The organism is Mycobacterium ulcerans subsp. shinshuense (genome assembly GCF_002355775.1).
Taxonomy (GTDB): Bacteria; Actinomycetota; Actinomycetes; order Mycobacteriales; family Mycobacteriaceae; genus Mycobacterium; species Mycobacterium marinum.
Genome location: NZ_AP017624.1, coordinates 3,160,725 through 3,186,150, shown reverse-complemented (window position 1 = coordinate 3,186,150; position 25,426 = coordinate 3,160,725). Strand labels below are relative to the sequence as shown.

18 protein-coding genes, 1 tRNA gene and 2 pseudogenes are annotated in these 25,426 nt (G+C 64.6%); 9 read left to right on the top strand and 12 right to left on the bottom strand.

Annotated features, from left to right (window positions below):
• Positions 1–52: 52 nt before the first annotated feature.
• From SHTP_RS30710 to SHTP_RS14260, 3 genes and pseudogenes are all read right to left on the bottom strand, one after another.
• A complete protein-coding gene (locus tag SHTP_RS30710) occupies positions 53–715 on the bottom strand; it encodes an adenylate/guanylate cyclase domain-containing protein (protein ID WP_477497736.1) in 663 nt (220 codons plus the stop codon).
• Between the two features lie 87 nt (positions 716–802).
• Positions 803–1,398 (bottom strand): annotated as a pseudogene (locus SHTP_RS30705) (adenylate/guanylate cyclase domain-containing protein); the annotation flags it as partial.
• Positions 1,399–1,496: 98 nt separating this feature from the next.
• Positions 1,497–1,573 (bottom strand) — tRNA-Leu (locus tag SHTP_RS14260).
• A gap of 126 nt (positions 1,574–1,699) precedes the next feature.
• On the opposite strand from SHTP_RS14260, the gene SHTP_RS14255 reads away from it, so the two are divergent.
• On the top strand, positions 1,700–2,317 hold the full coding sequence (locus tag SHTP_RS14255) for an ANTAR domain-containing response regulator (protein ID WP_012394174.1): 618 nt from the start codon (positions 1,700–1,702) through the stop codon (positions 2,315–2,317).
• Between the two features lie 44 nt (positions 2,318–2,361).
• Here SHTP_RS14255 and SHTP_RS14250 read toward each other — a convergent pair whose 3' ends face one another.
• Together SHTP_RS14250 and SHTP_RS14245 are read right to left on the bottom strand one after the other, a co-directional pair.
• The gene (locus tag SHTP_RS14250) at positions 2,362–3,564 is read right to left on the bottom strand and encodes a lipid-transfer protein (RefSeq protein ID WP_096370943.1); all 1,203 of its coding nucleotides are present in this window, start codon (positions 3,562–3,564) and stop codon (positions 2,362–2,364) included.
• Positions 3,564–4,004: a Zn-ribbon domain-containing OB-fold protein gene (locus tag SHTP_RS14245; protein ID WP_011739731.1), complete on the bottom strand. Its 441-nt coding sequence runs from the start codon at positions 4,002–4,004 to the stop codon at positions 3,564–3,566. The genes SHTP_RS14250 and SHTP_RS14245 overlap by 1 nt, the downstream gene beginning before the upstream one ends.
• Positions 4,005–4,146: 142 nt before the next feature.
• On the opposite strand from SHTP_RS14245, the gene polA reads away from it, so the two are divergent.
• The 3 genes from polA (at position 4,147) to coaE (ending at position 9,869) form a co-directional block, all read left to right on the top strand.
• Positions 4,147–6,807 (top strand): DNA polymerase I, encoded by a 2,661-nt coding sequence (gene polA / locus SHTP_RS14240; RefSeq protein ID WP_096372472.1) that lies wholly within the window; start codon positions 4,147–4,149, stop codon positions 6,805–6,807.
• A 380-nt stretch (positions 6,808–7,187) separates the two neighbouring features.
• Complete coding sequence (gene rpsA / locus SHTP_RS14235) at positions 7,188–8,633, top strand: 30S ribosomal protein S1 (RefSeq protein ID WP_096370942.1); 1,446 nt, start codon at positions 7,188–7,190, stop codon at positions 8,631–8,633.
• Between the two features lie 12 nt (positions 8,634–8,645).
• Positions 8,646–9,869 (top strand): dephospho-CoA kinase, encoded by a 1,224-nt coding sequence (gene coaE, locus SHTP_RS14230; RefSeq protein ID WP_096370941.1) that lies wholly within the window; start codon positions 8,646–8,648, stop codon positions 9,867–9,869.
• 117 nt (positions 9,870–9,986) lie between these two features.
• Here coaE and SHTP_RS14225 read toward each other — a convergent pair whose 3' ends face one another.
• Complete coding sequence (locus tag SHTP_RS14225) at positions 9,987–10,523, bottom strand: DNA polymerase ligase N-terminal domain-containing protein (RefSeq protein ID WP_020787675.1); 537 nt, start codon at positions 10,521–10,523, stop codon at positions 9,987–9,989.
• Positions 10,524–10,585: 62 nt separating this feature from the next.
• Positions 10,586–11,026 (bottom strand): ribonuclease FAU-1 family protein, encoded by a 441-nt coding sequence (locus SHTP_RS14220; RefSeq protein WP_172900673.1) that lies wholly within the window; start codon positions 11,024–11,026, stop codon positions 10,586–10,588.
• Positions 11,027–11,211: 185 nt separating this feature from the next.
• Here SHTP_RS14220 and uvrB point away from each other — a divergent pair, with 185 nt between their 5' ends.
• Together uvrB and SHTP_RS14210 are read left to right on the top strand one after the other, a co-directional pair.
• Complete coding sequence (gene uvrB, locus SHTP_RS14215; RefSeq protein ID WP_096370939.1) at positions 11,212–13,392, top strand: excinuclease ABC subunit UvrB; 2,181 nt, start codon at positions 11,212–11,214, stop codon at positions 13,390–13,392.
• A 36-nt stretch (positions 13,393–13,428) separates the two neighbouring features.
• Complete coding sequence (locus SHTP_RS14210) at positions 13,429–14,841, top strand: MFS transporter (protein WP_096370938.1); 1,413 nt, start codon at positions 13,429–13,431, stop codon at positions 14,839–14,841.
• Here SHTP_RS14210 and SHTP_RS14205 read toward each other — a convergent pair.
• Positions 14,830–16,446 (bottom strand): mannosyltransferase, encoded by a 1,617-nt coding sequence (locus SHTP_RS14205; protein ID WP_231991462.1) that lies wholly within the window; start codon positions 16,444–16,446, stop codon positions 14,830–14,832. The genes SHTP_RS14210 and SHTP_RS14205 overlap by 12 nt on opposite strands.
• A gap of 273 nt (positions 16,447–16,719) precedes the next feature.
• Between SHTP_RS14205 and SHTP_RS14200 the strand changes: the two genes are divergently transcribed.
• Together SHTP_RS14200 and SHTP_RS14195 are read left to right on the top strand one after the other, a co-directional pair.
• Positions 16,720–17,160, top strand: coding sequence for a universal stress protein (locus tag SHTP_RS14200; RefSeq protein ID WP_012394183.1), 441 nt, complete (start codon positions 16,720–16,722; stop codon positions 17,158–17,160).
• Between the two features lie 368 nt (positions 17,161–17,528).
• Entirely contained in the window at positions 17,529–17,921 is a 393-nt protein-coding gene (locus SHTP_RS14195) for a nuclear transport factor 2 family protein (RefSeq protein WP_096370936.1), read from the top strand.
• 119 nt (positions 17,922–18,040) lie between these two features.
• Here the strand turns inward: SHTP_RS14195 and SHTP_RS14190 are convergent, their stop codons facing one another.
• Positions 18,041–18,718, bottom strand: a complete 678-nt coding sequence (locus SHTP_RS14190; RefSeq protein ID WP_096370935.1) for an MBL fold metallo-hydrolase — start codon at positions 18,716–18,718, stop codon at positions 18,041–18,043.
• Between the two features lie 195 nt (positions 18,719–18,913).
• On the opposite strand from SHTP_RS14190, the gene uvrA reads away from it, so the two are divergent.
• Positions 18,914–21,829: an excinuclease ABC subunit UvrA gene (uvrA, locus tag SHTP_RS14185; protein ID WP_096370934.1), complete on the top strand. Its 2,916-nt coding sequence runs from the start codon at positions 18,914–18,916 to the stop codon at positions 21,827–21,829.
• A gap of 48 nt (positions 21,830–21,877) precedes the next feature.
• Here uvrA and SHTP_RS14180 read toward each other — a convergent pair.
• From SHTP_RS14180 to SHTP_RS14170, 3 genes and pseudogenes are all read right to left on the bottom strand, one after another.
• Positions 21,878–23,560: pseudogene (locus SHTP_RS14180) on the bottom strand (serine/threonine-protein kinase PknH/PknJ).
• Positions 23,553–23,807 carry a hypothetical protein gene (locus SHTP_RS14175; protein ID WP_096370933.1) on the bottom strand — a complete coding sequence of 85 codons (255 nt, stop codon included), beginning with the start codon at positions 23,805–23,807 and terminating at the stop codon, positions 23,553–23,555. The pseudogene SHTP_RS14180 and the gene SHTP_RS14175 overlap by 8 nt, the downstream one beginning before the upstream one ends.
• Before the next feature lie 136 nt (positions 23,808–23,943).
• Positions 23,944–25,389 (bottom strand): alpha/beta hydrolase, encoded by a 1,446-nt coding sequence (locus SHTP_RS14170; protein WP_096370932.1) that lies wholly within the window; start codon positions 25,387–25,389, stop codon positions 23,944–23,946.
• Positions 25,390–25,426 lie beyond the last annotated feature (37 nt).

Below are 25,426 nucleotides of genomic sequence, written 5' to 3'. Positions count from 1 at the left end.
TGGCAAAGGGGCAAAGGGTTGTGTCTAGTGGGCCGACCGGACGTGCCGAAAACTAGACGCGCGCGGCGTTCGGCTCATCGGCGGGCACGGCGGTGGGTTCGTCGATCGGGCTGCGGCCGATCAGATACCAGGTGCGCATCACACCTTTTCCTTTGACATTGATGTGTCCGCGCTCCTGGAGCACAAAGTCTTTGTTGAGCCGCTCGTAGACCTCATCCGGCACCTGGATCTTGCCTACCGAGTCGGTGGATTCCATCCGGGACGCAACGTTGACGGCGTCGCCCCAAACGTCATAGAAGAACCTGCGTGAGCCCACCACACCCGCGACGACGGGGCCGGTGGCCAGGCCGACCCGTAGCGGCACTGAGTGGTTGTGCGGATCTTTCATGCCGGCGGCGACATCAACCATGTCGAGCGCAAAATCTGCCAACGCCTGCACATGATCGGGCCGTGGCCGTGGCCGTGGCACTCCGCTGACCACCATGTAGGAGTCGCCGCTGACCTTGATCTTTTCCAGCCCGTATTTGTCCACCAGGGCGTCGAAAGCGCTGTAGAGACGGTCTAGGAATCGAACCAGATCGGCCGGCGCGGTCGAGCTCGCGCGCTCGGTGAAGCCGACGATGTCGCCGAACAGCACGGAGGCCTCTTCGTATTTGTCGGCGATGATGTTTCGCTCGGGCTCCTTGAGCCGGTCCGCCACACTCACCGGCAGCATGTTGGCCAGCAGCGCCTCTGAACGGTCGTACTGCGCCTCCATGACGGCCTCGGCACGCGCGGTGTCTCGAATGGCAAACCACACCGTGACGAACACCAGGAGGCACGCGGAGACGGTGGTGATGATGAAGCCGAGGGATTGGAGCCATGCCGACTGGGCGCCGGTGTTACGCGGAACCACGAATTCCACGGTGATGATCAGGGCGGCGGCGAGCGCCGCGAGGCCGCTCGCAAGCACCACGTGTTCAATGCCCAGCACCAGCACGACCAGGCAGGCATCCACCAGGAAGAACATCTGAGCTCCCGACCCGGTGCCCACATTCCAGCAGCTGGCGAAACCGAGACATAGGCTGCGCCGGCAAACGTCAGCGGCGCCACCAGCTCCCCGAAGCGGTGCAGCATCGGGACGGTCGCAAAGACCAACGTTGCGGCGATGTTGATCAGGGTGATCTGCCAGATCCACGCCTGTGTGAGGAATTGCACCAGGATGAAGCTGCTGCTGATCAGCACCGCCAACAAGGCGGCGATGCTCAGGACCCGGGCACGGCGCGCCGCACTGTGGGCGTAGTGCTGATTGAGGTCACGGGTTTGCTCGCGGACGGCCGCGACCGAGTCCGGGCGGGGCGAGCCGTCAGACGATCGCCGTGCGGTACGACACTTCTTAGCCGATTTCTTGGCCGGCACGGCTCAAAGCCTACCGGTGCGCCCGTTGTCTATCCAGTCGAACGACCACGTCCCGGCGCGTTTTGGCTGATTGCTGCGCCGGTAGTTCGCTGCTGAGCTGGTGCCCTCGGTGAGATTCGAACTCACACTGGACGGGTTTTGAATCCGTTTCCTCTGCCAGTTGGGATACGAGGGCCTGTCGCTTGTCCGTTGCGGCTTACTACCTTAGATGAGCCTCAAACCATAGTGGATTTGACTCCTCGTCCCGACTCACCGCCCCCCAAGGTTCCTGATTCCAGCCGCTCACGTCACAATGTCCGTCATGACCGGCCCCACCACCGATGCCGATGCCGCGAAGACACGCCGAGTCCTGATCGCGGAAGATGAAGCGCTCATCCGCATGGACTTGGCCGAAATGCTGCGAGAGGAGGGGTACGACATCGTCGGCGAGGCCGGCGACGGCCAGGAGGCCGTGGAGCTTGCCGAGCTGCACAAGCCCGATCTGGTGATCATGGATGTGAAGATGCCGCGCCGCGACGGCATCGACGCCGCGTCGGAGATCGCCACTAAGCGCATTGCGCCGATCGTGGTGCTGACCGCGTTCAGTCAGCGCGATCTGGTCGAACGCGCTCGCGATGCCGGGGCGATGGCGTACCTGGTGAAGCCTTTCACCGTCAGTGACCTGGTTCCGGCGATTGAACTGGCGGTGAGCCGGTTCAGCGAGATCAGTGCGCTGGAAAACGAAGTCGCCACACTGTCGGACCGTCTGGAAACGCGCAAGCTCGTTGAGCGTGCCAAAGGCTTGCTGCAGGCCAAACAAGGGATGACCGAGCCAGAGGCCTTCAAGTGGATCCAGCGGGCCGCCATGGACCGGCGGACCACCATGAAGCGGGTGGCTGAGGTGGTCCTGGAAACCCTGGATACCCCCGACGAGGCCTAGTCCCGGGCGCGCCGACCCGTCACGCCAGACACAGCGCGTCGCCGCTAGCGCGCCACGATCACCGAGGAACCGTGCCCGAACAGGCCCTGGTTCGCCGTCACGCCCACCCTGGCGTTCTCCACTTGCCGGCCGGTGGCCTGACCGCGCAGCTGCCAGTTCAACTCGCAGACTTGGGCAATGGCCTGAGCGGGGATTGCCTCGCCGAAGCAGGCCAGCCCACCGGACGGGTTGACCGGCACCCTGCCGCCGATGGTCGTCGCTCCGCTGCGCAGCAGCGCCTCGGCTTCACCTTTCGGGCACAGACCCAGGTGCTCGTACCAGTCAAGTTCTAGCGCGGTGGACAGGTCGTACACCTCAGCCAGGCTCAGGTCCTCGGGGCCTATGCAGGCTTCGGTATAGGCCGCATCGAGGATCTGATCCTTGAACACTCGCTCCGATGCGGGGACTACCGCCGTGGAATCCGTTGCGATGTCCGGCAATTCGGGCAGATGTTGTGGGTAACGCGGGGTCACGGTGCTGACCGCGCGCACCGATGGCACCCCGTCGAGCGAGCCCAGGTGTTCGCGAGCGAACTTTGCGCTGGCCACGATCAAGGCCGCCGCGCCGTCGGAGGTGGCGCAGATATCCAGCAACCGCAACGGTTCAGCCACTACCTGGCTGGCCAGCACGTCCTCGACCGAGACTTCCTTGCGGTAGCGGGCGTTGGGGTTTTGCAGGCCGTGCCGGGAGTTCTTGACTTTCACCTGGGCGAAATCCTCGAGGGTGGCCCCGTACAGGTCCATCCGGCGCCGCGCGAGCAAGGCGAAGTAGACCGGGTTGGTAGCCCCGATCAGGTGGAATCGCTGCCAATCGGGATCGTTTTTGCGCTCACCGCCGACCGGGGCGAAAAACCCTTTCGGGGTGGTGTCGGCGCCGACCACCAACGCAACATCGCAGAATCCGGCCAGAATCTGGGCCCGCGCGCTTTGCAGCGCCTGGGAGCCGCTGGCGCACGCGGCGTAGCTCGAACTGACCGGCACGCCGTTCCAGCCGAGCTTCTGCGCGAAGGTGGCGCCGGCCACAAAGCCCGGGTACCCGTTGCGGATGGTGTCCGCGCCGGCCACCAGCTGGATCTGGCGCCATTCCAAACCGGCTTCGCGCAGGGCGGCGCGGGCGGCAGCGACCCCGTATTCGGTGAAGTCGTTGCCCCACTTGCCCCACGGGTGCATTCCGGCGCCAAGGATGTAAAGGGGTTCGGGGGCACTCATCAGGCGATCCTCCAGGCGTACACGATGCGTTCGACGCCGTCCTCGTCGGTGAACAGCGGCATGGTCGTCAGCTCCATCTCCATGCCGATCTTCAAGTCGGCGGCCAGCGTGCCTTCGACAACTTTGCCTAGCACGATCAGCCCCTCGTCGGCGAGCTCCACCGCGGCGACGGCGAACGGCTCAAAGGGGTCGGGGGACGGGTAGGGCGGGGGCGGAGCGTAACGGTTCTCGGTGTAGCTCCACAGCTTTCCCCGACGGGATAAAGCAACGGACTCTAGTTTGTCGTTGGCGCAAGCCGGATTGGGGCAGTTGTTCTCGCGAGGGGGGAAAACATAAGTGCCGCACGGGGGGCACTTACTGCCGATCAGATGGGGGCTTCCGGCTTCATCGGTGGTGAACCAACCCGCGACCGCCGGTTGTTGACTGGTGACCTCTGGCACCGGGCCAGCCTACCCAGCACGAGCACAAAACTGAAACGTGTTGCAGTTCTGCCGGTGGTTGGGCTCGGTCGGCGCGTCGCACCGGATGCCTAGAGTGTGAGCCGTGAGTGTCGCGACCGAGCAATCCACAAAGCCGACGCTGATGTTGCTAGACGGCAATTCGCTAGCCTTTCGCGCGTTCTATGCGCTGCCCGCGGAGAACTTCAAGACCCGCGGCGGGTTAACCACCAATGCCGTCTACGGCTTCACCGCCATGTTGATCAATCTCCTGCGCGACGAAGCACCCACGCATATCGCGGCGGCATTTGACGTGTCACGGCAGACTTTCCGCTCCGAGCGCTATCCGGAGTACAAGGCCAATCGAAGCTCGACCCCCGACGAGTTCCACGGTCAGATCGACATCACCAAGGAAGTTCTCAACGCGCTGGGGATCACGGTGCTGGCCGCACCGGGATTTGAGGCCGACGACATCATCGCGACGTTGGCCACCCAGGCTGAAGGGGAGGGGTACCGGGTGCTGGTCGTCACCGGCGACCGAGACTCCCTGCAACTGGTCAGCGATGACGTGACCGTGCTCTACCCGCGCAAGGGCGTCAGCGAACTCACCCGCTTCACCCCGGAGGCCGTCGTGGAGAAGTACGGGCTCACCCCAGTGCAGTATCCCGACTTCGCCGCCTTGCGCGGTGATCCCAGCGACAACCTGCCCGGCATTCCCGGAGTGGGGGAGAAGACCGCGTCCAAGTGGATTGTCGAATACGGTTCGTTGCAGGGGCTGGTCGACCAGGTTGACTCGGTGCGCGGCAAGGTTGGCGACTCGCTGCGGGCGAATCTGGCCAGCGTGGTGCGCAACCGGGAACTCACCGATCTGGTGCGCGACGTGCCGTTGGCGCAGACCCCAGAGGCCTTGCGGCTGCAGCCCTGGGACCGCGACCAGATTCACCGGCTGTTCGACGACCTCGAGTTCCGGGTGTTGCGCGACCGGCTCTTCGATACGCTGGCCGCCGTCGAACCCGAGGTCGACCAGGGGTTTGACGTTCGCGGAGGTGCGGTGTCGCCCGGCGCAGTGGCGCAGTGGCTGGCCGAGCATGTCGTGGACGGGCGTCGCTGCGGCCTGACGGTCGTGGGTACCCATCTGCCCCATGGTGGCGACGCCACCGCACTGGCCATCGCCGCCGCCGACGGCGAGGGCGGCTACATCGACACCGCGACGCTGACCCCCGATGACGACGCGGCGCTGGGTGAGTGGCTGGCCGACCCCGCCAAACCCAAGGCACTGCATGAGGCGAAGCTGGCTATCCACGATCTGCGGGGCCGAGGCTGGACGCTCAACGGTGTCACTTCCGACACCGCGCTGGCCGCCTATCTGGTTCGTCCGGGCCAGCGCAGCTTCACTCTCGACGATCTCTCACTGCGCTACCTGCGCCGCGAATTGCGGGCAGAAACACCTGAGCAGCAGCAACTTTCGCTGCTCGATGATTACGACACCGACGTCGCGGCCGCCCAGACCGCAATCCTGCGGGCGCGCGCCGTCATAGACCTCGCCGATGCGCTGGACGCCGAGCTGGACAGGATCGACTCCACCGGGTTGCTGGCCGACATGGAGTTGCCGGTGCAACACGTGCTCGCGGAAATGGAAACGGCCGGCATCGCGGTCGATCTGACGATGCTCGGCGGGCTGCAAAGCCACTTCGCCGACCAGATCCGCGATGCCGCTGAAGCCGCCTACGCCGTGATCGGCAAGCAGATCAACCTGGGCTCACCCAAGCAACTGCAGGTCGTGCTGTTCGACGAGCTGGGAATGCCGAAGACCAAGAGGACCAAGACGGGTTACACCACCGACGCGGACGCGCTGCAGTCGTTGTTCGACAAGACCGGACATCCTTTTCTGCAGCATTTGTTGGCGCACCGCGATGTCACCCGCCTGAAGGTGACCGTGGACGGGTTGTTGAACTCGGTCGCCGACGGCGGCCGGATTCACACCACCTTCAATCAGGCCATCGCCGCAACGGGCCGGTTGTCGTCGACGGAGCCCAACCTGCAGAACATCCCGATCCGTACCGACGCCGGCCGCCAGATCCGCGACGCTTTCGTGGTCGGCGACGGATATAGCGAGCTGATGACCGCCGACTACAGCCAGATCGAGATGCGGATCATGGCTCACCTGTCGCGCGATGAGGGTCTTATCGAAGCCTTCAACACCGGCGAGGATCTGCACTCGTTTGTGGCCTCGAGGGCCTTCGGTGTGCCCATCGACGAAGTAACCGGTGAGTTGCGCCGCCGGGTGAAGGCGATGTCCTACGGGTTGGCATACGGGCTGAGCGCCTACGGGCTGTCCAGCCAGCTCAAGATCTCCACCGAGGACGCCAAGGTCCAGATGGATCAGTACTTCTCTCGATTCGGTGGGGTGCGTGACTACCTGATGGCCGTCGTCGAGCAGGCTCGCAAAGACGGCTACACCTCCACGGTGTTGGGGCGTCGGCGCTACCTTCCCGAGCTGGACAGCAGTAATCGACAGGTACGGGAGGCGGCGGAGCGCGCCGCGCTCAACGCACCGATCCAGGGCAGCGCCGCCGACATCATCAAGGTGGCGATGATCGAGGTCGACAAGGCGTTGAAAGAACACGCCCTCAAGTCGCGCATGTTGTTGCAGGTACACGACGAATTGCTATTCGAAGTAGCGGCCGGTGAGCGCGAACAGATCGAGGCGCTGGTACGCGACAAGATGGGCAGCGCTTATCCGCTCGATGTGCCCCTGGAGGTGTCGGTCGGCTTCGGCCGCAGCTGGGACTCGGCCGCGCACTGATCGGTGCCGCGCGGCCCGAGCTGGCTCTGCAACGCCGCACTGCTTGTCGCCCGTTCGGCCCCGCTGTCGAGCATCGTCATCGCCAATGATGTGTTCATTTCAACCGATGCTCGGGGCCTGGCTACCCGGTTGCGCCGCTGGTACAGGTGCCGCTGATGCTGCTGAAACGGTCGCGCTGCTTTGGTGGACACCCGCCCTGGGCCGGCGGGGCGCCGCAGGGTAGGCTGATCCCGATTCACCGGCTGGGCAGGCCGAGTTTGTCCAGCATGCACGCCGTCGAGTAGCCTCGACGCATACCCGCTGGTGCTCGATGGCGGGTTACACCAAAAACAATTGTCCTAAGTCCCTACGATCGACCCTGTCCGGAGCAACCCAACAATATGCCGAGTCCCACCGTCACCTCGCCGCAAGTAGCCGTCAACGACATTGGCTCCGCCGAGGACTTTCTCGCCGCAATAGACCAAACGATCAAGTACTTCAACGATGGTGACATCGTCGAAGGCACCATCGTCAAAGTGGACCGGGACGAGGTGCTCCTCGACATCGGCTACAAGACCGAAGGGGTAATCCCCGCCCGCGAGCTCTCGATCAAACACGACGTCGACCCCAATGAGGTCGTTACCGTGGGCGACGAGGTCGAGGCCCTGGTTCTCACCAAAGAGGACAAAGACGGCCGGCTCATCCTCTCCAAGAAGCGCGCACAGTACGAGCGCGCCTGGGGCACCGTCGAGGCGCTCAAGGAGAAGGACGAGGCCGTCAAGGGCACCGTCATCGAGGTGGTCAAGGGTGGTCTGATCCTCGACATCGGGCTTCGTGGCTTCCTGCCTGCCTCGCTGGTCGAGATGCGCCGGGTTCGTGATCTGCAGCCGTACATCGGCAAGGAGATCGAAGCCAAGATCATCGAGCTGGACAAGAACCGCAACAACGTTGTCTTGTCGCGGCGGGCCTGGCTGGAGCAGACCCAGTCCGAGGTGCGCAGCGAATTCCTCAACCAGCTGCAGAAGGGCACCATCCGCAAGGGTGTGGTTTCCTCCATCGTCAACTTCGGCGCGTTCGTCGATCTCGGCGGTGTTGACGGTCTGGTGCACGTCTCCGAGCTGTCCTGGAAGCACATCGACCACCCGTCCGAGGTGGTTCAGGTGGGCGACGAGGTCACCGTCGAGGTGCTCGACGTCGACATGGACCGCGAGCGGGTTTCGTTGTCGCTGAAGGCGACTCAGGAAGACCCGTGGCGCCACTTCGCCCGCACCCACGCCATCGGCCAGATCGTGCCGGGCAAGGTCACCAAGCTGGTGCCCTTCGGTGCGTTCGTCCGCGTCGAGGAGGGCATCGAGGGTCTGGTGCACATCTCCGAGCTGGCTGAGCGCCACGTCGAGGTGCCCGACCAGGTGGTCGCCGTCTGCGACGACGCGATGGTCAAGGTCATCGACATCGACCTGGAGCGTCGCCGGATCTCGTTGTCGCTCAAGCAGGCCAACGAGGACTACACCGACGAGTTCGACCCGGCCAAGTACGGCATGGCCGACAGCTACGACGACCAGGGCAACTACATCTTCCCCGAGGGCTTCGATCCCGAAACCAACGAATGGATGGAAGGATTCGACACCCAGCGTGCCGAATGGGAAGCCCGCTACGCCGAGGCCGAGCGCCGGCACAAGATGCACACCACGCAGATGGAGAAGTTCGCTGCTGCGGAGGCGGCCGGACATGGCGACAACGGTGGTGGCTCGTCGAGCAGCAGCTCCTCGGAGAAGTCGGCGGGTGGATCGCTGGCTAGTGATGCCCAACTGGCCGCGCTGCGCGAAAAGCTCGCAGGTAACGGGTAGTCGCGTTCACGGATGCTGCGCATCGGGCTTACCGGTGGCATCGGTGCCGGAAAGTCGGCGCTGTCTGCGACATTCGCACAATGTGGCGGCATCATCGTCGACGGCGATGTGCTGGCTCGCGAAGTAGTTGAGCCGGGTACCGAAGGACTGGCCGCGCTGGTCGATGCCTTCGGCCCTGGCATCCTGCTGCCCGATGGGGCACTGGATCGGCCGGGGCTGGCTGCCAAGGCGTTTCGGGATGAGGCGTCACGCTCGAAGCTCAACGGCATCGTGCACCCGCTGGTGGCCCGCCGTCGCGCCGAGATCATCGCGGCAGTATCCGATGACGCGGTTGTCGTAGAGGACATTCCGCTGCTGGTGGAATCGGGGATGGCTCCGCTGTTCCCGCTCGTGGTTGTCGTGCATGCCGACATGGAGGTACGGCTTCGACGACTGGTCCACCAGCGCGGCATGTCCGAAGACGATGCCCGCGCCAGGATTGCCGCACAGGCTAGCGATGAGCAGCGTCGTGCCGTCGCCGATGTCTGGCTAGACAATTCCGGCAGCCTCGATGCGTTGGTCGAGCGTGCGCGGGACGTGTGGAACAACAGGATCCTGCCTTTCGCCCACAACCTGAGCGTGGGTCAGATTGCGCGGTTTCCTGCCCGTGTGGTGCCGGCAGACCCAAGTTGGCCAGAGCAGGCGCAGCGCATCGTTGCGCGCCTCAAGACCACATGCGGTCACAAGGCGTCGCGGGTCGACCACATCGGCTCGACCGCTGTCGCGGGATTCGATGCCAAGGACGTCATCGACATCCAGGTCACCGTCGAATCACTTGCGGTAGCAGACGAACTGGCCGAGGGGCTGCGCTCGGCCGGTTATCCGCGCCTTGAGCACATCACCCAGGACAACCCCAAAGAAGACCCGCGCAGCCTCATCGACCACTACGACCACGGTCGTGACCCTGCGTTGTGGCATAAGCGTTTTCATGCCTGCGCGGACCCAGGCCGACCGACGAATGTGCACATTCGGGTGGATGGCTGGCCCAATCAGCAGTTCGCCCTGTTGTTCGTGGACTGGCTGCGGGCCAATCCCGGGGCCCGCGCCGATTATCTGGCCATCAAGCGCGACGCAGAAAAGCAGGCGGCGCTCGCTGGCGGCGGCGTGGAGCATTACGTCACCACAAAGGAGCCCTGGTTTCTCGACGCCTACCGGCGGGCATGGGAGTGGGCCGACTCGACCGGATGGCGGCCGTAGCCGGTCCGGTGGTGCGCCGCGCGGTTTCGCAGTTTGGGATGCGCTGTTGCGATTCCATGCCACCGGTTGGCGGCCCAGCCCCATGTGGTGCCGATCGGTCGGTGGGCGCGAGTAACGTCACGGCGATTCGGGTTCGTTTCCCATCGCTTGGCTGGGTGCAACGGCATGATCGTCGCTGCGTTTGACCAGTAGCCAGGCCTCTTCGCTGCCCTCCCGAATCCGGGTGAGGGCGTAGCCGCCCCTCAACTTCTGGCCGTGCAAGTGAAACGACAGATGACCTCGATCGAGCCCTTTGGTCATTTCATGTTGGGTTCTGTTGGCGTAGGTGCCCTGGTCCCAGACGACGACAGCGCCGGCACCGCATGCGGCGTCGGGAATCACTCCCTTGGATGAGGCCCATTTGACGGGGTGATTCTCGGTGCGACGGGCCATCCGCTTGTACTCGGGGTTGGTCGACGGACCGCTGGGGATCGCCCAGGATACGAGGACACCGCCGATCTCGAGGCGGAAGTCATAGTGATCGCTGCCTGCCGCGTGATGCTGGACGACAAAACGCGGCCCTTCGTCGGGTTTGCGCTTCTTCCAGCGGCGCCGTCCCCGATGTCGGACGCCTTGGTCGGATTGCCAGTTGTGGCGGTTGTCGCGGAGGGGCATACGACAGGATTACCCACTAGCCAATTCTGGAGACGACCCAGAAAGGGCGTCGGGTGATGCGCTCACGTGGGCCGCCATGTGAGCGCCATGCCCTTGGATGCCAGCCACCGCACCAGGTCGTAATCGTGGTGGGCCAGCCTATCGACAGCGGACACCGCCCTGTGCACCGCTTGCTCGGCCGCCTCGGGGGTCAGCAGGCCGTGGTGGAAGGCGCCCAGCAACTCGTCGACGTCAGCCAGTTTCGCCCCCTGACCAGTGCGAACTTCGATGTCGATGTAGTGGTCCTCGGAGTGCCATTTCGCGGGACCCGCGGTGTATTCGCCCACGTCGAGGTAATAGTCGAAATCGCGCTCATGCCCCGGATTGAAGTGGAAGACCGTGGCGCGCAACCCCAACGACGGCAACAGCCACGACTCGAGGTAGTGGAACTGGGCGCGGCCCGGAGTGGGCCGGGCCAGGTAGAGCCCCCACGGGTGCACCGCATACTCATCGACCGCCCGCACGATGCCTTTGGGATCGGTATTGGTGCGGGAGGCCACGTCGAAGGATTCGTGCTTGGGCGGATGAATGATGACACCCTACCGACCGCTCAGACCCGTGGTTGTCTCCCTCCGGCATCAGGGTGCCGGCGGGCATTGCGGGTACGCTCGCCGGGCTTCTTGTCGGTGTCTGCCTTTACCCTGGTGGCATGGCTTTTGCCACTGAGCATCCTGCCGACCACGTGCCGGTCGCGCATTCGGAATACCGTGCCGTCGATGACGTGGTGCGTACCGGCGCCAGTTTCGAGGTAATCAGCCCGCACGATCCAGCCGGCGATCAGCCGGCCGCGATCAACGAACTGGAACGCAGAATCCGAGCCGGCGAGCGTGACGTGGTGCTGCTCGGCGCCACCGGAACCGGAAAGTCGGCTACCACGGCGTGGCTGATCGAACGATTGCAGCGGCCCACCCTGGTGATGGCGCCGAACAAGACCCTGGCTGCGCAGCTGGCCAATGAGCTGCGAGAGATGCTGCCGCACAACGCTGTCGAGTACTTCGTGTCGTACTACGACTACTACCAGCCCGAGGCGTATATCGCCCAGACCGACACCTACATCGAAAAGGACAGTTCCATCAACGATGACGTGGAGCGGCTGCGGCACTCCGCGACCTCCGCGCTGCTGTCGCGGCGTGACGTGGTGGTGGTGGCCTCGGTGTCCTGTATCTATGGTCTGGGCACCCCACAGTCCTACCTGGATCGTTCGGTCGAACTGCAGGTCGGCACCGACGTCCCACGCGACGGCCTGCTGCGGCTGTTGGTGGACGTGCAGTACACCCGCAACGACCTGTCTTTCACTCGCGGTTCCTTCCGGGTGCGGGGTGACACCGTGGAAATCATCCCGTCCTATGAGGAGCTGGCGGTCCGCATCGAGTTCTTCGGCGACGAAATCGAGGCGCTCTATTACCTTCACCCGCTGACCGGCGACGTGGTCCGGCAGGTCGATTCGCTACGCATCTTCCCGGCCACCCACTATGTGGCCGGGCCGGAGCGGATGGCACAGGCGATCTCCACGATCGAGGAGGAGCTTGCCGAGCGCCTCGCCGAACTGGAGGGCCACGGCAAGCTGCTGGAGGCGCAGCGGCTGCGGATGCGCACCAACTACGACATCGAGATGATGCGGCAGGTCGGGTTCTGCTCGGGCATCGAGAACTACTCGCGCCACATCGACGGACGGCCCGCCGGCTCAGCTCCTGCAACGCTGTTGGACTACTTCCCGGAGGATTTCCTGCTGGTCATCGACGAGTCACACGTCACCGTTCCGCAGATCGGCGGCATGTATGAGGGCGACATTTCGCGCAAGCGTAACTTGGTGGAGTTCGGATTCCGGTTGCCCTCGGCGGTGGACAATCGTCCGTTGCAGTGGGAGGAGTTCGCCGATCGGATTGGGCAGACGGTGTACCTGTCGGCCACGCCGGGGCCCTACGAACTGAGCCAGTCCGGCGGTGAATTTGTCGAGCAGGTGATTCGTCCGACCGGCTTGGTGGATCCCAAGGTGGTGGTCAAACCGACCAAGGGACAGATTGACGATCTCATCGGCGAGATCCGGCAGCGGGCCGAGGCCGACCAGCGGGTGCTGGTGACGACGCTGACCAAGAAGATGGCCGAAGACCTCACCGATTACCTGCTCGAGATGGGTATCCGGGTTCGCTACCTGCACTCCGAGGTCGACACGTTGCGCCGGGTCGAGCTGCTGCGCCAGCTGCGCCTTGGTGAGTATGACGTGCTGGTCGGCATCAACCTGCTTCGTGAGGGCCTGGACCTGCCGGAAGTGTCGCTGGTGGCCATCTTGGACGCCGACAAGGAGGGCTTCCTGCGGTCGGCGCGCAGCCTGATCCAGACGATCGGCCGCGCCGCCCGCAACGTATCCGGTGAAGTGCACATGTACGCCGACAAGATCACCGACTCGATGAAGGAAGCGATCGACGAAACCGAGCGGCGGCGGGCAAAACAGGTCGCCTACAACGAGGCCAACGGGATCGACCCCCAGCCACTGCGCAAGAAGATCGCCGACATCCTCGACCAGGTCTACCGGGAGGCGGACGACACCGAAGCCGCGGCGTCAGTTCCGATCGGTGGGTCGGGTCGCAACTCATCCCGGGGCCGGCGGGCCCAGGGTGAACCCGGCCGGGCCGTCAGCGCCGGGGTATTCGAGGGTCGCGATACCTCGGCTATGCCCCGCGCCGAGCTGGCCGACCTGATCAAAGACCTGACCTCGCAGATGATGGTCGCGGCGCGCGACCTCCAATTCGAGTTGGCCGCCCGGTTCCGCGACGAGATCGCCGATCTCAAGAAGGAATTGCGCGGTATGGATGCCGCCGGGTTGAAATAGCGCAGGCGGCGATTCCTCACCTCCTACGGTGTAGAGGTGACCGAGACCGCGAGGGAGACCGGTAGCTGGCGAGAGCTACTTTGCGGGCATCTGGGGACAGCCACCCTGCTGGCCGGCGGTGTCGCGATGTACGCGACCAACGAGTTTCTCACCGTCAGCCTGCTGCCAAGCACCATCGCCGAAATCGGGGGCAGCCGGCTTTATGCCTGGGTGACGACCCTGTATCTGGTTGGCTCGGTCGTCTCGGCCACCACGGTCAACGCGATGCTGCTGAAGGTCGGCGCTCGCATGTCGTATCTGATGGGGCTGACCGTGTTCGGCTTCGCCAGCCTGGTCTGTGCGGCCGCGCAGAACATGGAAATGCTGGTCGCCGGGCGGACCCTGCAGGGGGTGGCCGGTGGATTGCTGGCAGGGCTGGGTTATGCGCTCATCAATGCGGCTTTGCCGCACAACCTATGGACCCGCGGGTCGGCGCTGGTCTCGGCGATGTGGGGCGTCGCGACCTTGATCGGGCCCGCCACGGGCGGATTGTTCGCGCAGTTCGGATTGTGGCGGTGGGCGTTTGGCGTGATGGCGACGATGGCCGGGTTGATGACGCTCTTGGTCCTGGTCGTGCTGTCCAACGGGGTGGCAGTGGGCGGCGAGAAACCGGTGGCCCCGGCGCACAAGGTGCCGGTGTGGTCGCTGTTGCTGATGGGCGCGGCCGCGCTGGCCGTCAGCGTCGCCGAAATCCCGCAGTATCTGGTGGCGACCGCCGGGCTGCTTGTCGCTGGCGCCTTGCTAGTCGGCATCTTCGTGATTGTCGACTGGCGCATGCATGTCGCGGTCCTGCCGCACAGCGTGTTTGGTAGCGGACCATTGAGATGGATCTATCTGACCATGTCGGTGCAGATGGTTGCCGCGATGGTCACGACGTATGTGCCGCTGTTTGGTCAGGGGTTAGGGCACCTGACGCCGGTGGCTGCCGGATTCCTCGGTGCGGCTTTGGCATTCGGTTGGACGGCCGGCGAGATCGTCAGCGCTTCACTGACCAACCCCAGACTCATTGGCTACATCATTGCGGTAGCGCCGCTGGTGATGGCGTCGGGTCTGGCGCTGGGTGCCGTCACGCAGCGCGCGGATGCGTCGCTGCCGACCGTGGCGCTTTGGGCGCTTGCGCTGTCGATCACCGGGGCCGGTATCGGTATCGCGTGGCCGCATCTCACGGTGCGCGCAATGGATTGCGTCGACGACCCGGCCGAGAGCAGCTCGGCGGCCGCGGCGATCAACATTGTGCAGTTGGTCTCGGCGGCGTTTGGCGCCGGACTGGCCGGGGTGGTGGTCAATACCGCGACCGGTGGAGAGGTGGCCGCTGCCCGGTGGCTCTATACCGTCTTCACTGTGCTGGCCGCGGTCGGCTTCATCGCGTCCTACCAGGCGACCCACCACGATCGTCGCTCACCGGGTTGACTTGATGACCTGCGAGTAGTGGAACTGCCATCGCTCGACGATGTGGAATCCCAGGTAGTGGGGGAATAGGTAGACCGGGGTTTTGCCGAACGCCGTCCCCGGCGACAACGCCGGCCCGACTTCATGGTCAGGAAGTGCGTTGTCGCGATTGGAGATCGTCCACAACGTCGAGCACTTGTTGATCTTCTCCGTGGTCAGCCACACGGCAACATGGCCGTCCCACAAGGTGCCGACCTTGGGCCCGTAGGCGCCGCGCTCCACGTCGATCAGCGACCGGAACGCGGCCGGCCGGGTGGCCAGTAGCGCGCGGACCGGCCCCGGCTTCCAGGGCACGGTGTTGTCCACCAGCAGACAGTCTCCCGGTGCGGCATGGGCGCTGATGACATCGGCCACTTGGCTGTAGTCCCAACCCTCCTTGGCGTACGGGCCGCGTTGAGTGAAGAAATAGTTCGGGAACGCCGCGACGGCCAGCAGCACCACGACACCGGTGATGAGCCAGGGTTTGCGGGCAAGCGTGACGATGCACACCGCCAGGATGACGGCGGCCGCCGGGGCGGTGAGGATCAGATAGCGGGGGTAGTAGATCGGTTCAACGATCGCCGAGTACAGCAGAACGATGCCAGTGGGTATGACAACCCAAGCGATGCTGGCCAGCAGTAGCGGGCGCGTCCCCTCGCCCGGCCTCGCTATGCCGGTCAGCCGCACGGCGATGGCGGCGACGACAAGCACGCCGGCCAGGATGGCGAACGCGACACTGTGGTCGAAGTATTGGCGATGCACCACGTCCAGGAACAGATTGCGGTTCAGCCCCGAGATCCATCCGACCTGCCAAACCTGCCCGTGCGCGAACAGCACGAACGGCGTCATTGCCCCAATCGCGACCACCGAGGTGACGGCCCACCAGATGCCGGGAGATTTTCGAGATTTCTTGGGGGCCAGCAGCGGTAGCAGCGCGCCATAGACGGGCACCAACAACCCCAGGTTGATGTTGATCAGGATCGACACCATCAACACCAGCGCGTAGAGCAGCCATAGCCATGGCCGGTTACGCCGCACCGCGGCGACCAGCAGCACGGTCAGCCAGACCGCGGCCGCCACCGACAAGGCCGAGGAGCGGGCCTCGATTCCCGCCCACGTCACCCGCGGCAGGATGGCAAAGACGGCACCCGCGCACAACGCGGTGGAGCGTCCGGAGAACTGCTTGGTGAACACGACTACACCCGCGGCGGCACCGCCGATGGCCAAGCTGCTGGGCACCCGCGACCAGAATTCCGTCGGCGGAAAGATCGCATACCAGCCGTGCATCAGCAGGTAGTAGAAGCCATGCACGGCATCGATGTGGCCCAGCAGTTTCCACAGCTCCGGCAACGTCCGGTTCGCGGCCGCCGAAATCGTTGCGCCCTCGTCGAACCACAGAGAGGGCCTACCGGCCCAGGCGACGCTGATCAGCGTTGCCAGCAAAGCCATCAACCACGGGTCGAGCCGCCGGCCACGTGGGCGTACGCGCTCGGCCTTGTCGGTAGCCGTCGCGCCCTGCTTGAGCGTCGGTGTGGACATGATGCTTGTCACTGTAAGGGCCCAGCGATGATCCTGGTCACGCGTCATCTTTCGGGGGTTGGACGGCCGTTGACCGCGAGGTTTGGGGGGCCTGCCCGGCTGGGCGGCCCATAATCGCGAAAAGTGTTGTGCTGCTTGAAATTCCAAAGCCGGCGTTGAGGTTTGGGGGCGTTGTCATTGGCAATAGTGTCCGATGAACCCCGCTGGTCAGGCAAATAGATGCTTGCGCCACGCCGTTCCGTTGTGGTTAATCTGAGCCACCTACATCAGGCAAAGAGATACTGTCTGGGGTCGGCGTAGCAACCGACACTGGGAGGTTTAATGGGCGCCTATGGGACCGTGGTGGTAGGAACCGACGGTTCGGACTCGTCGTTGCGTGCGGTGGACCGCGCCGCGCAGATCGCCGGTGCCGATGCCAAGTTGATTATCGCGTCGGCGTACCTGCCTCAGCACGAAGACGCGCGGGCGGCTGACGTGCTCAGGGAAGAAAGCTACAAGGTCACGGGAACCGCCCCGATCTACGAGATCCTGCACGATGCCAAGGAGCGGGCGCACAACGCCGGTGCCAAGAACGTCGAGGAGCGCCCGGTGGTCGGCGCTCCCGTCGATGCGCTGGTGAACCTGGCCGAGGAAGTGAAGGCCGACCTGCTGGTTGTCGGCAATGTCGGGCTCAGCACGATCGCGGGCCGGTTGCTGGGATCGGTGCCGGCCAACGTCTCGCGGCGGGCCAAGGTCGACGTGCTGATCGTGCACACCACCTAGCGGTCAAACTTTGCTGCCGGGTTTCCGGCTTCGCTTACGTCATTCGTTGACGTGATGGACGTCCGGTCCATCTGGTAACGGTTCGTCGTAGCTGGGCTTGCCGCTGTCGAGGTGATGACGGCCGCTCGCGCCGTTGTTTCATGCCTGCGGCCATCGAAGATTGTGCGCAGCGGCGGCGGATTATATCAGAAAGACTGTCGCAGCCTGGGAAATTCTGTGTTTAGTATCTGTGATTTCTCTGTGTGTGGGCGTAGATTTGAGCCGGCGGCGAATGGTCTGACTGATCCGAGGGCCGACCGAGACCGACCCCCGTGACCTTGCCAAGCCTGTCGTGGCCGAAATGTCGGGTCGCACGAAGGGAATCGACGATGTCGGAACAAGAAGAAAACATCGAGCGGATCAGGCAGGGATACGCGGCGTTTGCTGCCGGTGACATCGAGAAGATGATGAGCCTGTTCGATGACAACATCGAGTGGGTCCAGCCCGGTGAGAGTGAAATCAGCGGCACCTACCACGGCAAAGGTGAATTCGGCCAGTTCCTGGCTCGGCTGGCGGAGAAGTCGACGACGGCCACACCCCACAAGTTCCTTGCCGACGGTGACATGGTTGTCGCGCTCACCGATGTCAGTGTTGGCCAGGAGAGAGGTCAGGACGCTGACGTCTACACGCTTCGCGACGGCAAAGTGGTGCGGGTGCAGGTGCACACCGATACCGCGTTGATGGAGCGCGTCTACGGGCGCAAGCAGGTCGCGGCAAGCTAGCAGCGTGGACCGCGATCGTCCGTCTTAGTTCCTACTGTTGAATCATCAGAAAGGCTCGGCCCGTCATCCCGGTTCGGGGGACGGGCCGACTGCTGCTCGGAGTCCGACCGCGATCGGGGCTACCAACCCCGCTCGCGCCATTCGTCGAGATGAGGACGTTCGACGCCCAGCGTGGTGTCATCACCATGGCCGGGGTACACGACCGTGGAATCCGGGTAGACGTTGAACACGCGGCTGCTGACGTCCTCCACTAGCTGGGTGAAGTCACCCGGCTGCCAGGTCTTGCCGACCCCGCCCGGGAATAGACAGTCACCGGTGAACAGTTGGGTGACTCCTCCCGTGGCAGCCCCGTCCAGGGCCAGCGCGATGGATCCGGGGGTGTGTCCGCGCAGGTGGATCACGTCGAAGCTGAGCTCGCCGATTTGTACTCGGTCCCCGTTGGCCAACAATCTGTCCGGTTTGACTGGTAGGGGTTCGGCGTCGATCTCGTGTGCGGCCGTTGGGGCGCCGGTGGCTTCGGCCACCGCCTGCAGCGCCTGCCAATGGTCAAAGTGTTGATGGCTGGTGACGATCAGCGCGATCTTGGGGGCGTACCGCCGGATCAGGTCGATCAGCACCTCGGCGTCATTGGCGGCATCGATCAGCAGCGTCTGCCCGGTCGCCGAACAGGTCACCAGGTAGGCGTTGTTGTCCATGGGGCCGACCGACGCCTTGAGGATGGTGGCACCAGGCAAAGTGCGCCGAGCCACGGTCCCGGGGTCGACGTGTCCGGTGTAGTTGTCATCGACGACGGTCATAGGCGTCAGGTTACTGCGGCGCCCGAGCCGGCCTGACCAAACCCCAACCGTCCCGCCTTGTTCAGCCCTTGTCATAGGGGCCACCTAGCATGGAATGCGGCCCATGCCGTGCCGCGTTCGTATTGGCTGATATGGGGTCACAAGTCGGAAGCCCGACGGGTATTCCGGCAAACGAACTTCTGTGAAAGGGACAGCGTGGCTGACCGCCTGATCGTCAAGGGTGCGCGCGAGCATAACCTCCGCGGTGTCGACCTCGACTTGCCCCGTGATGCGCTGATCGTGTTCACCGGTTTATCCGGATCGGGCAAGTCCTCGCTGGCCTTCGACACGATCTTCGCTGAAGGCCAGCGCCGCTATGTGGAATCACTGTCGGCCTATGCCCGCCAGTTCCTGGGACAGATGGACAAGCCGGACGTCGATTTCATCGAGGGACTTTCCCCGGCGGTGTCCATTGACCAAAAGTCGACCAACCGCAACCCGCGTTCGACCGTTGGCACCATCACCGAGGTGTACGACTACCTGCGCCTGTTGTACGCACGGGCGGGCACTCCGCACTGTCCGACCTGCGGTGAACGGATCGCGCGTCAGACCCCGCAGCAAATCGTCGATCAGGTGCTGGCCATGGCGGAGGGCACGCGATTCCTGGTGCTGGCCCCGGTGGTCCGCACCCGCAAGGGTGAGTTTGCGGACCTGTTCGACAAGCTCAACGCCCAGGGCTATAGCCGGGTACGGGTCGACGGGGTGGTTCACCCGTTGACGGATCCGCCGAAGCTGAAGAAGCAGGAAAAGCACGACATCGAAGTGGTGGTGGACCGGCTCACCGTCAAAGCGGCCGCCAAGCAGCGGCTGACCGACTCGGTGGAGACGGCGTTGAATCTGGCCGATGGCATTGTCGTGCTGGAATTCCCCGACGATCACGATGAGCACGATCATCCTCGCGAACAGCGATTCTCCGAGAAACTGGCCTGTCCCAACGGGCATCCGCTGGCCGTCGACGACCTGGAACCACGGTCGTTTTCGTTCAACTCGCCTTACGGCGCCTGCCCCGAATGCAGCGGTCTGGGGATTCGCAAGGAGGTCGATCCCGACCTGGTGGTGCCCGACCCGGATCGCACACTGGCCGAGGGCGCGGTAGCGCCGTGGTCTACCGGCCACACCGCCGAATACTTCACGCGCATGCTCGCCGGGCTGGGGGACGCACTCGGCTTCGATGTCGACACCCCCTGGCGCAAGCTGCCCGCCAAGGCTCGCAAGGCAATTCTGGAAGGTGCCGACGAACAGGTACACGTGCGCTATCGCAACCGGTACGGACGCACCCGGTCCTACTACGCCGACTTCGAAGGCGTTCTGGCATTTCTGCAACGCAAGATGGCGCAGACCGAGTCCGAGCAGATGAAGGAACGCTACGAGGGCTTCATGCGCGACGTGCCCTGCCCGGTGTGTGACGGGGCCCGGCTCAAGCCGGAAATCCTGTCGGTCACGTTGGCCGCGGGGGCGCAGGATGCAAAGTCGATCGCCGAGGTCTGTGAGCTGTCCATCTCAGACTGCGCAGATTTTCTGAACGCGCTCACCCTGGGTGCGCGCGAGCAGGCGATCGCCGGTCAGGTGCTCAAGGAGATCCAGTCGCGACTCGGCTTCCTGCTCGATGTCGGGCTGGAGTACCTGTCTTTGTCGCGTGCGGCGGCCACGCTGTCCGGAGGCGAGGCACAGCGCATCCGGCTGGCCACACAGATTGGGTCTGGTCTGGTCGGCGTCCTGTATGTGCTTGACGAGCCGTCGATCGGGCTACACCAGCGCGACAACCGTCGGCTGATTGAAACTCTCACCCGCCTGCGGGATTTGGGCAACACGCTGATCGTGGTCGAGCACGACGAGGACACCATCGAGCATGCCGACTGGGTCGTCGACATCGGGCCGGGGGCCGGCGAGCACGGCGGCAGCATCGTGCACAGCGGGCCGTATCAGGAGTTGCTCCGTAACCAGAGTTCCATCACCGGTGCCTTCCTGTCCGGGCGGGAAGGGATAGAAATTCCGACCAGCCGTCGGTCCGTCGACTCCCGCCGACAACTCACCGTGGTTGGTGCCCGCGAGCACAACTTGCGCGGTCTCGATGTGGCGTTTCCGCTCGGGGTGCTGACCTCGGTGACGGGAGTTTCGGGTTCGGGAAAGTCAACACTGGTCAACGACATCCTGGCCGCGGTGTTGGCGAATCGGCTCAACGGCGCCCGCCAGGTGCCGGGCCGGCACACCCGCATCACCGGGCTTGACCACCTGGACAAGCTGGTGCGTGTGGACCAATCGCCGATTGGCCGTACGCCGCGATCCAACCCGGCCACCTATACGGGGGTGTTCGACAAGATCCGCACCTTGTTCGCAGCCACCACCGAGGCCAAGGTCCGCGGCTATCAGCCGGGACGTTTCTCCTTCAACGTCAAGGGCGGCCGGTGTGAGGCCTGCACCGGCGACGGGACCATCAAGATCGAGATGAACTTCCTGCCCGACGTGTACGTGCCGTGCGAGGTCTGCCAGGGCGCGCGCTACAACCGGGAAACCCTCGAAGTGCACTACAATGGCAAAACCATCTCCGAGGTGCTGGACATGTCGATCGAGGAAGCCGCGGACTTCTTCGAGCCCATCTCCGGCATTCACCGCTATCTGCGCACCCTGGTCGACGTCGGCCTGGGCTACGTGCGGCTCGGCCAGCCCGCGCCGACACTGTCCGGGGGTGAGGCGCAACGGGTCAAGCTGGCATCCGAGCTGCAAAAGCGCTCGACCGGCCGCACGATCTACATCCTCGACGAGCCCACCACCGGTTTGCATTTCGATGACATCCGAAAGCTGTTGAACGTCATCAGCGGCCTGGTGGACAAAGGCAACACCGTGGTCGTGATCGAACACAACCTCGACGTCATCAAGACCTCGGATTGGATCATCGACATGGGACCGGAGGGGGGTGCCGGCGGCGGCACCGTCGTCGCTCAGGGCGCGCCGGAGGATATCGCCGCGGTGCCGGATAGCTACACCGGGAAGTTTCTGGCCGAAGTCTTGGCCGCCCGGCGCCCATCGACTACTGCGCGCCGGACGAACCGGCGGCGAAAAGTCAGCGCCTGAGTCCGCCGCGTCGGTTGGGCACGGCGGCGGCGCACCGATCGGGTGTCCTCACGTCGGTACCTTGGCGGCCATGGTGTCGGCGATCTCGCTGGCTTGGTCGGTGACATTGGGCGCGCACACGTTGACGTCCAGGACGATGTTGGACACCGCGCTGAGCACGTGTTGGCAGACCACGACGCTGTCGGCCAAATCGCGCTGCAGCGAGATCTTGGGTGGGGCGCCGCTGACGTCCCGGAAGGTCCATCGGGATGTCTTGCCATTGTTGAGTTGGGTCACGTCTTTCCCGGCGCAGGTGCGCCACTGATCGGCCTGAGTCGCCACAAATCCGACGGCCTGGTCTGCGGATGCGAAGATCACGGCGCCCTGAACCACAACGTATCCGGGTGTGCTGCGCGGCTTTTGCATCAGCTGGGCAAGCATGCCGGTGTACCCGCTGCTCTTGTACGTCCGGGTCTGGTAGCCGATGAGTGCGCCAAGGCATTGCTCGGTTGACAGCGAGTTTTCCGGACCGGGATCGGTCATCTCGGTCGCGTTGTGGTCAATGACGATGCCCGTTGTGCCGACAATGGTGTTGATCTGTTCGGGACTGAGCAGAAACGATTCCAATTGCGTGGGCGCCACGGTCGGGCCGGCTGTCGCAGTGGTGCCCGACGGGGCCCCAGCAGTCGTGCTGACGCCACCGGTGGGACCGCTAGCGGGCTCCTTGCGGGCCAAGAAGATGCCGGTGCCGACGACCACGATGACAACAACCAGGACTGCGACCGCCAGGAGCCACGGTGTGCGGGTGCGCCGCGCCGGTGAGGTCCACGGTGGCGGGGCCCACGGCATCGGACCCCTAGGTGGCGCGGCGAGCTGGTGGGTACCGGCGATCAGGGTCGCCGCGCGTTCTTGGCCCCCAGCGCTCAATGCCTGCCGGGCGGCACGCGCCAGCTCACCGGCGGTGGGCTAGCGCAAAGCGGGGTCTTTGGCCATGCCCCGGGCGATCACCTCGTCAAAGGCGGTCGGGATGTCGGGGCGGTGCCGGCTGGGGCGGGGGATCGGCTGCATCAGGTGTGCGCCCATCAGCGTGCTCAGGTTCTGGGTCTGGTAAGGCGGTGTGCCAGTGAGGCATTCGTAGAGCACACAGGCCAGCGCGTAGATGTCCGAACGGTAGGTGACTTCGTCGTCGCCGAATCGTTCTGGCGCCATGTAGCTCCAGCTGCCCACCGCGGTTCCGGTCTTGGCGAGGTGTTGGTCGGTGGCTGCCGCCGCGATCCCGAAGTCGACCAGGTAGGCGAAGTCGTTGCCGGTGATCAGGATGTTTTCGGGTTTGATGTCGCGGTGCACGACTCCGCCCCGGTGCGCGGCATCGAGCGCTTCAGCCACCTGGCTGACGATGGCCACGGCGCGTGGTGCGGGTAGCGCGCCGCGCTTGAGCACCGAACCCAGGTCAGTGCCTTCGATGAAGCGCATGTCGATGAACAGTTGGCCGTCGATCTCACCGAAGTCGTGAATGGGCACGATGTGCGGTTCTTGCAGGCGGCCGGCGGTATGGGCCTCCCGCTGCATGCGACGGCGAAATGTGCTGTCTGAGTTGAATTGTTGGGACATGAGTTTGAGCGCCACGGTGCGGTCTTTGACGGTGTCGTGGGCTTCGTAGACTTCGCCCATCCCGCCGCGGCCGAGCAATCGCCGTAGCCGGTAGGGCCCGAATTGGGTGCCTACCCGCGAGGTGGGGACAGTGTCACTCATGCTCGCGCATCGACTCGCGGATCTGTGCCAACCGCTCAGCCGCGGCCCGCTGGCGTTGCTCGTACTGTCCCTCGACGGTGCGTCCTTCGGATGTCTCCGCGTCGAGTTCCGCCGCGCCCAGCGCCGTCGCGTAGCGGGACTCGATCTTTTCGCGGACCGACTCGAAGGTCGGCGTGCCGGCGTCGTCGTACCCCGGGTCGGGGGGTGCAGACGGCGTCTCGGCGGGAGGCTCTGGTTGGTCGGGCATCCCGCCACGTTACTGCGGGCGGCGATCGAACTAGTGCCGTCTGCTCCACGACCAACGCCGGAACCAACGCCATCAGCACCAGCTGTGGCGATGTTGGGCCGCGTGTTGCTTCAGCCGTTCGAGGGGGACAACGAAATCACCGGCCGGCAGGAACCACCTGAGTCGCCGGAGACGCCGTGCCTGGCACCGGAATACGAGGCACTCCCGGGGTCCCCAGCTGACCGGCCAGCCACGGCAGCGCCCGGGCGAAGTCCTGGTCGGCGAAGGGCCAGTCGTGCCGTCCCGGCTGGGGGACCACCGCGCAGTCGATGCCGTTGGCGCGACCCAGTGCGCACAAGGAGTTGGCCGCGGCGGTCTGGTTGCTCGGATTGGCGGCGGCTTCGCGTCCGGCCAGCCGCATCACGGCGGGGTCGGTGATCGCGACGTCACGCGGGGCTCCCGGCCCCGCCGGTACCGAAATGCTGAACCAGCCCGAAATTCCGGTGTACTGCCCATGTCGGTTGATCACCGTTGTAGGGTCGAACGCGGCCCAGGCGTCAGCATTGCCGCCGAAAAGCCTGGTGATGGTTTCCGCCTTGTTTCCCGCGTTTGGGTAAAAGTCGCCCGCAACATCAACAAAGGCGCTGAACAGGGAAGGGTGCATGACGGTCAGATCTACCGCGCAGGTCCCGCCCATCGACCAGCCCACAATGCCCCAGTTTGATGGTTCGGGGCCGACATCAAACGCCGAGATCATATAGGGCACAACATCTTTAGTTAGATGGTCGGCTGCGTTGCCGCGCCGCCCGTTGACGCATTCGGTGTCGTTGTTGAAGGCGCCCCCGGAATCCACGAACACCAGCACCGGTGCATTGCCGTTGTGGGCGAGCGCAAAATCGTCGATCGTGCGCACGGCGTTACCGGCGCGCGCCCAGTCGGCGGGCGTGTTGAACTGGCCGCCGATCATCATCACCGCCGGCAGCCGCGGCGGCGGATAGCTGGCGAACCAGGCGGGAGGCAGATAGACGAGTTCACCCCGGTGTTTGAAGTGCGACGCGTTGGACGGGATCGTCACCGGAACCATGCTGCCGTGCGCTGGGCGCACTCCCTTGCCGGCCATCGCGACAACCGCGGCCGGGTCCGCCTGATCCGGCAACGGGCCAGAGCTCAGCTGATTCCACGCGGCCTGCACGGTCGGGAAGTAGCCGACCCAGATGTTGAGCCCCAGCGCCGCGCAAAGCGCACAGAGTGGAACTGCGACCAGGGAGGCGGTGCGGCGTCGCCAGCGGGCCCCGCGCCAGCCCACGACCAGCATCGCCGCGGCCACCGCGGTCAACCCGACCCACACCCACAACGCCGCCGGGACGGGCTCATTGGCCAGTGTGCCCAGGTACCAACGGGTTGCCCAGGCCGCTATGGCGCCAAAAATCACGGCCGCGGGTAGTCGCCGCCGAGATCGCCAACCGATGGCAAGCAGCAGCACGATCGCGGTCACGACCTGCACGGTGTCCGGCACCCAACCATGCATCAAAGAGGTGTGAGTACTGGCCAACACGCGCGCCAGGGCAGGCGGCGACGTTGTCACGGTCTCATTGTCAAACATCACCGGCCCCCAACCGCGGGGAATAGCTGTGAGCTGG

Bases quoted from the DNA above. Each gene is read 5' to 3' on its own strand.
- SHTP_RS30710 (WP_477497736.1), bottom strand. From the start codon at position 715: ATGCTGCCGGTGAGTGTGGCGGACCGGCTCAAGGAGCCCGAGCGAAAC.
- SHTP_RS14255 (WP_012394174.1), top strand. From the start codon at position 1,700: ATGACCGGCCCCACCACCGATGCCGATGCCGCGAAGACACGCCGAGTC.
- SHTP_RS14250 (WP_096370943.1), bottom strand. From the start codon at position 3,564: ATGAGTGCCCCCGAACCCCTTTACATCCTTGGCGCCGGAATGCACCCG.
- polA (WP_096372472.1), top strand. From the start codon at position 4,147: ATGTTGCTAGACGGCAATTCGCTAGCCTTTCGCGCGTTCTATGCGCTG.
- rpsA (WP_096370942.1), top strand. From the start codon at position 7,188: ATGCCGAGTCCCACCGTCACCTCGCCGCAAGTAGCCGTCAACGACATT.
- coaE (WP_096370941.1), top strand. From the start codon at position 8,646: ATGCTGCGCATCGGGCTTACCGGTGGCATCGGTGCCGGAAAGTCGGCG.
- SHTP_RS14225 (WP_020787675.1), bottom strand. From the start codon at position 10,523: ATGCCCCTCCGCGACAACCGCCACAACTGGCAATCCGACCAAGGCGTC.
- uvrB (WP_096370939.1), top strand. From the start codon at position 11,212: ATGGCTTTTGCCACTGAGCATCCTGCCGACCACGTGCCGGTCGCGCAT.
- SHTP_RS14205 (WP_231991462.1), bottom strand. From the start codon at position 16,446: ATGACGCGTGACCAGGATCATCGCTGGGCCCTTACAGTGACAAGCATC.
- SHTP_RS14200 (WP_012394183.1), top strand. From the start codon at position 16,720: ATGGGCGCCTATGGGACCGTGGTGGTAGGAACCGACGGTTCGGACTCG.
- SHTP_RS14195 (WP_096370936.1), top strand. From the start codon at position 17,529: ATGTCGGAACAAGAAGAAAACATCGAGCGGATCAGGCAGGGATACGCG.
- SHTP_RS14190 (WP_096370935.1), bottom strand. From the start codon at position 18,718: ATGACCGTCGTCGATGACAACTACACCGGACACGTCGACCCCGGGACC.
- SHTP_RS14175 (WP_096370933.1), bottom strand. From the start codon at position 23,807: ATGCCCGACCAACCAGAGCCTCCCGCCGAGACGCCGTCTGCACCCCCC.
- SHTP_RS14170 (WP_096370932.1), bottom strand. From the start codon at position 25,389: ATGTTTGACAATGAGACCGTGACAACGTCGCCGCCTGCCCTGGCGCGC.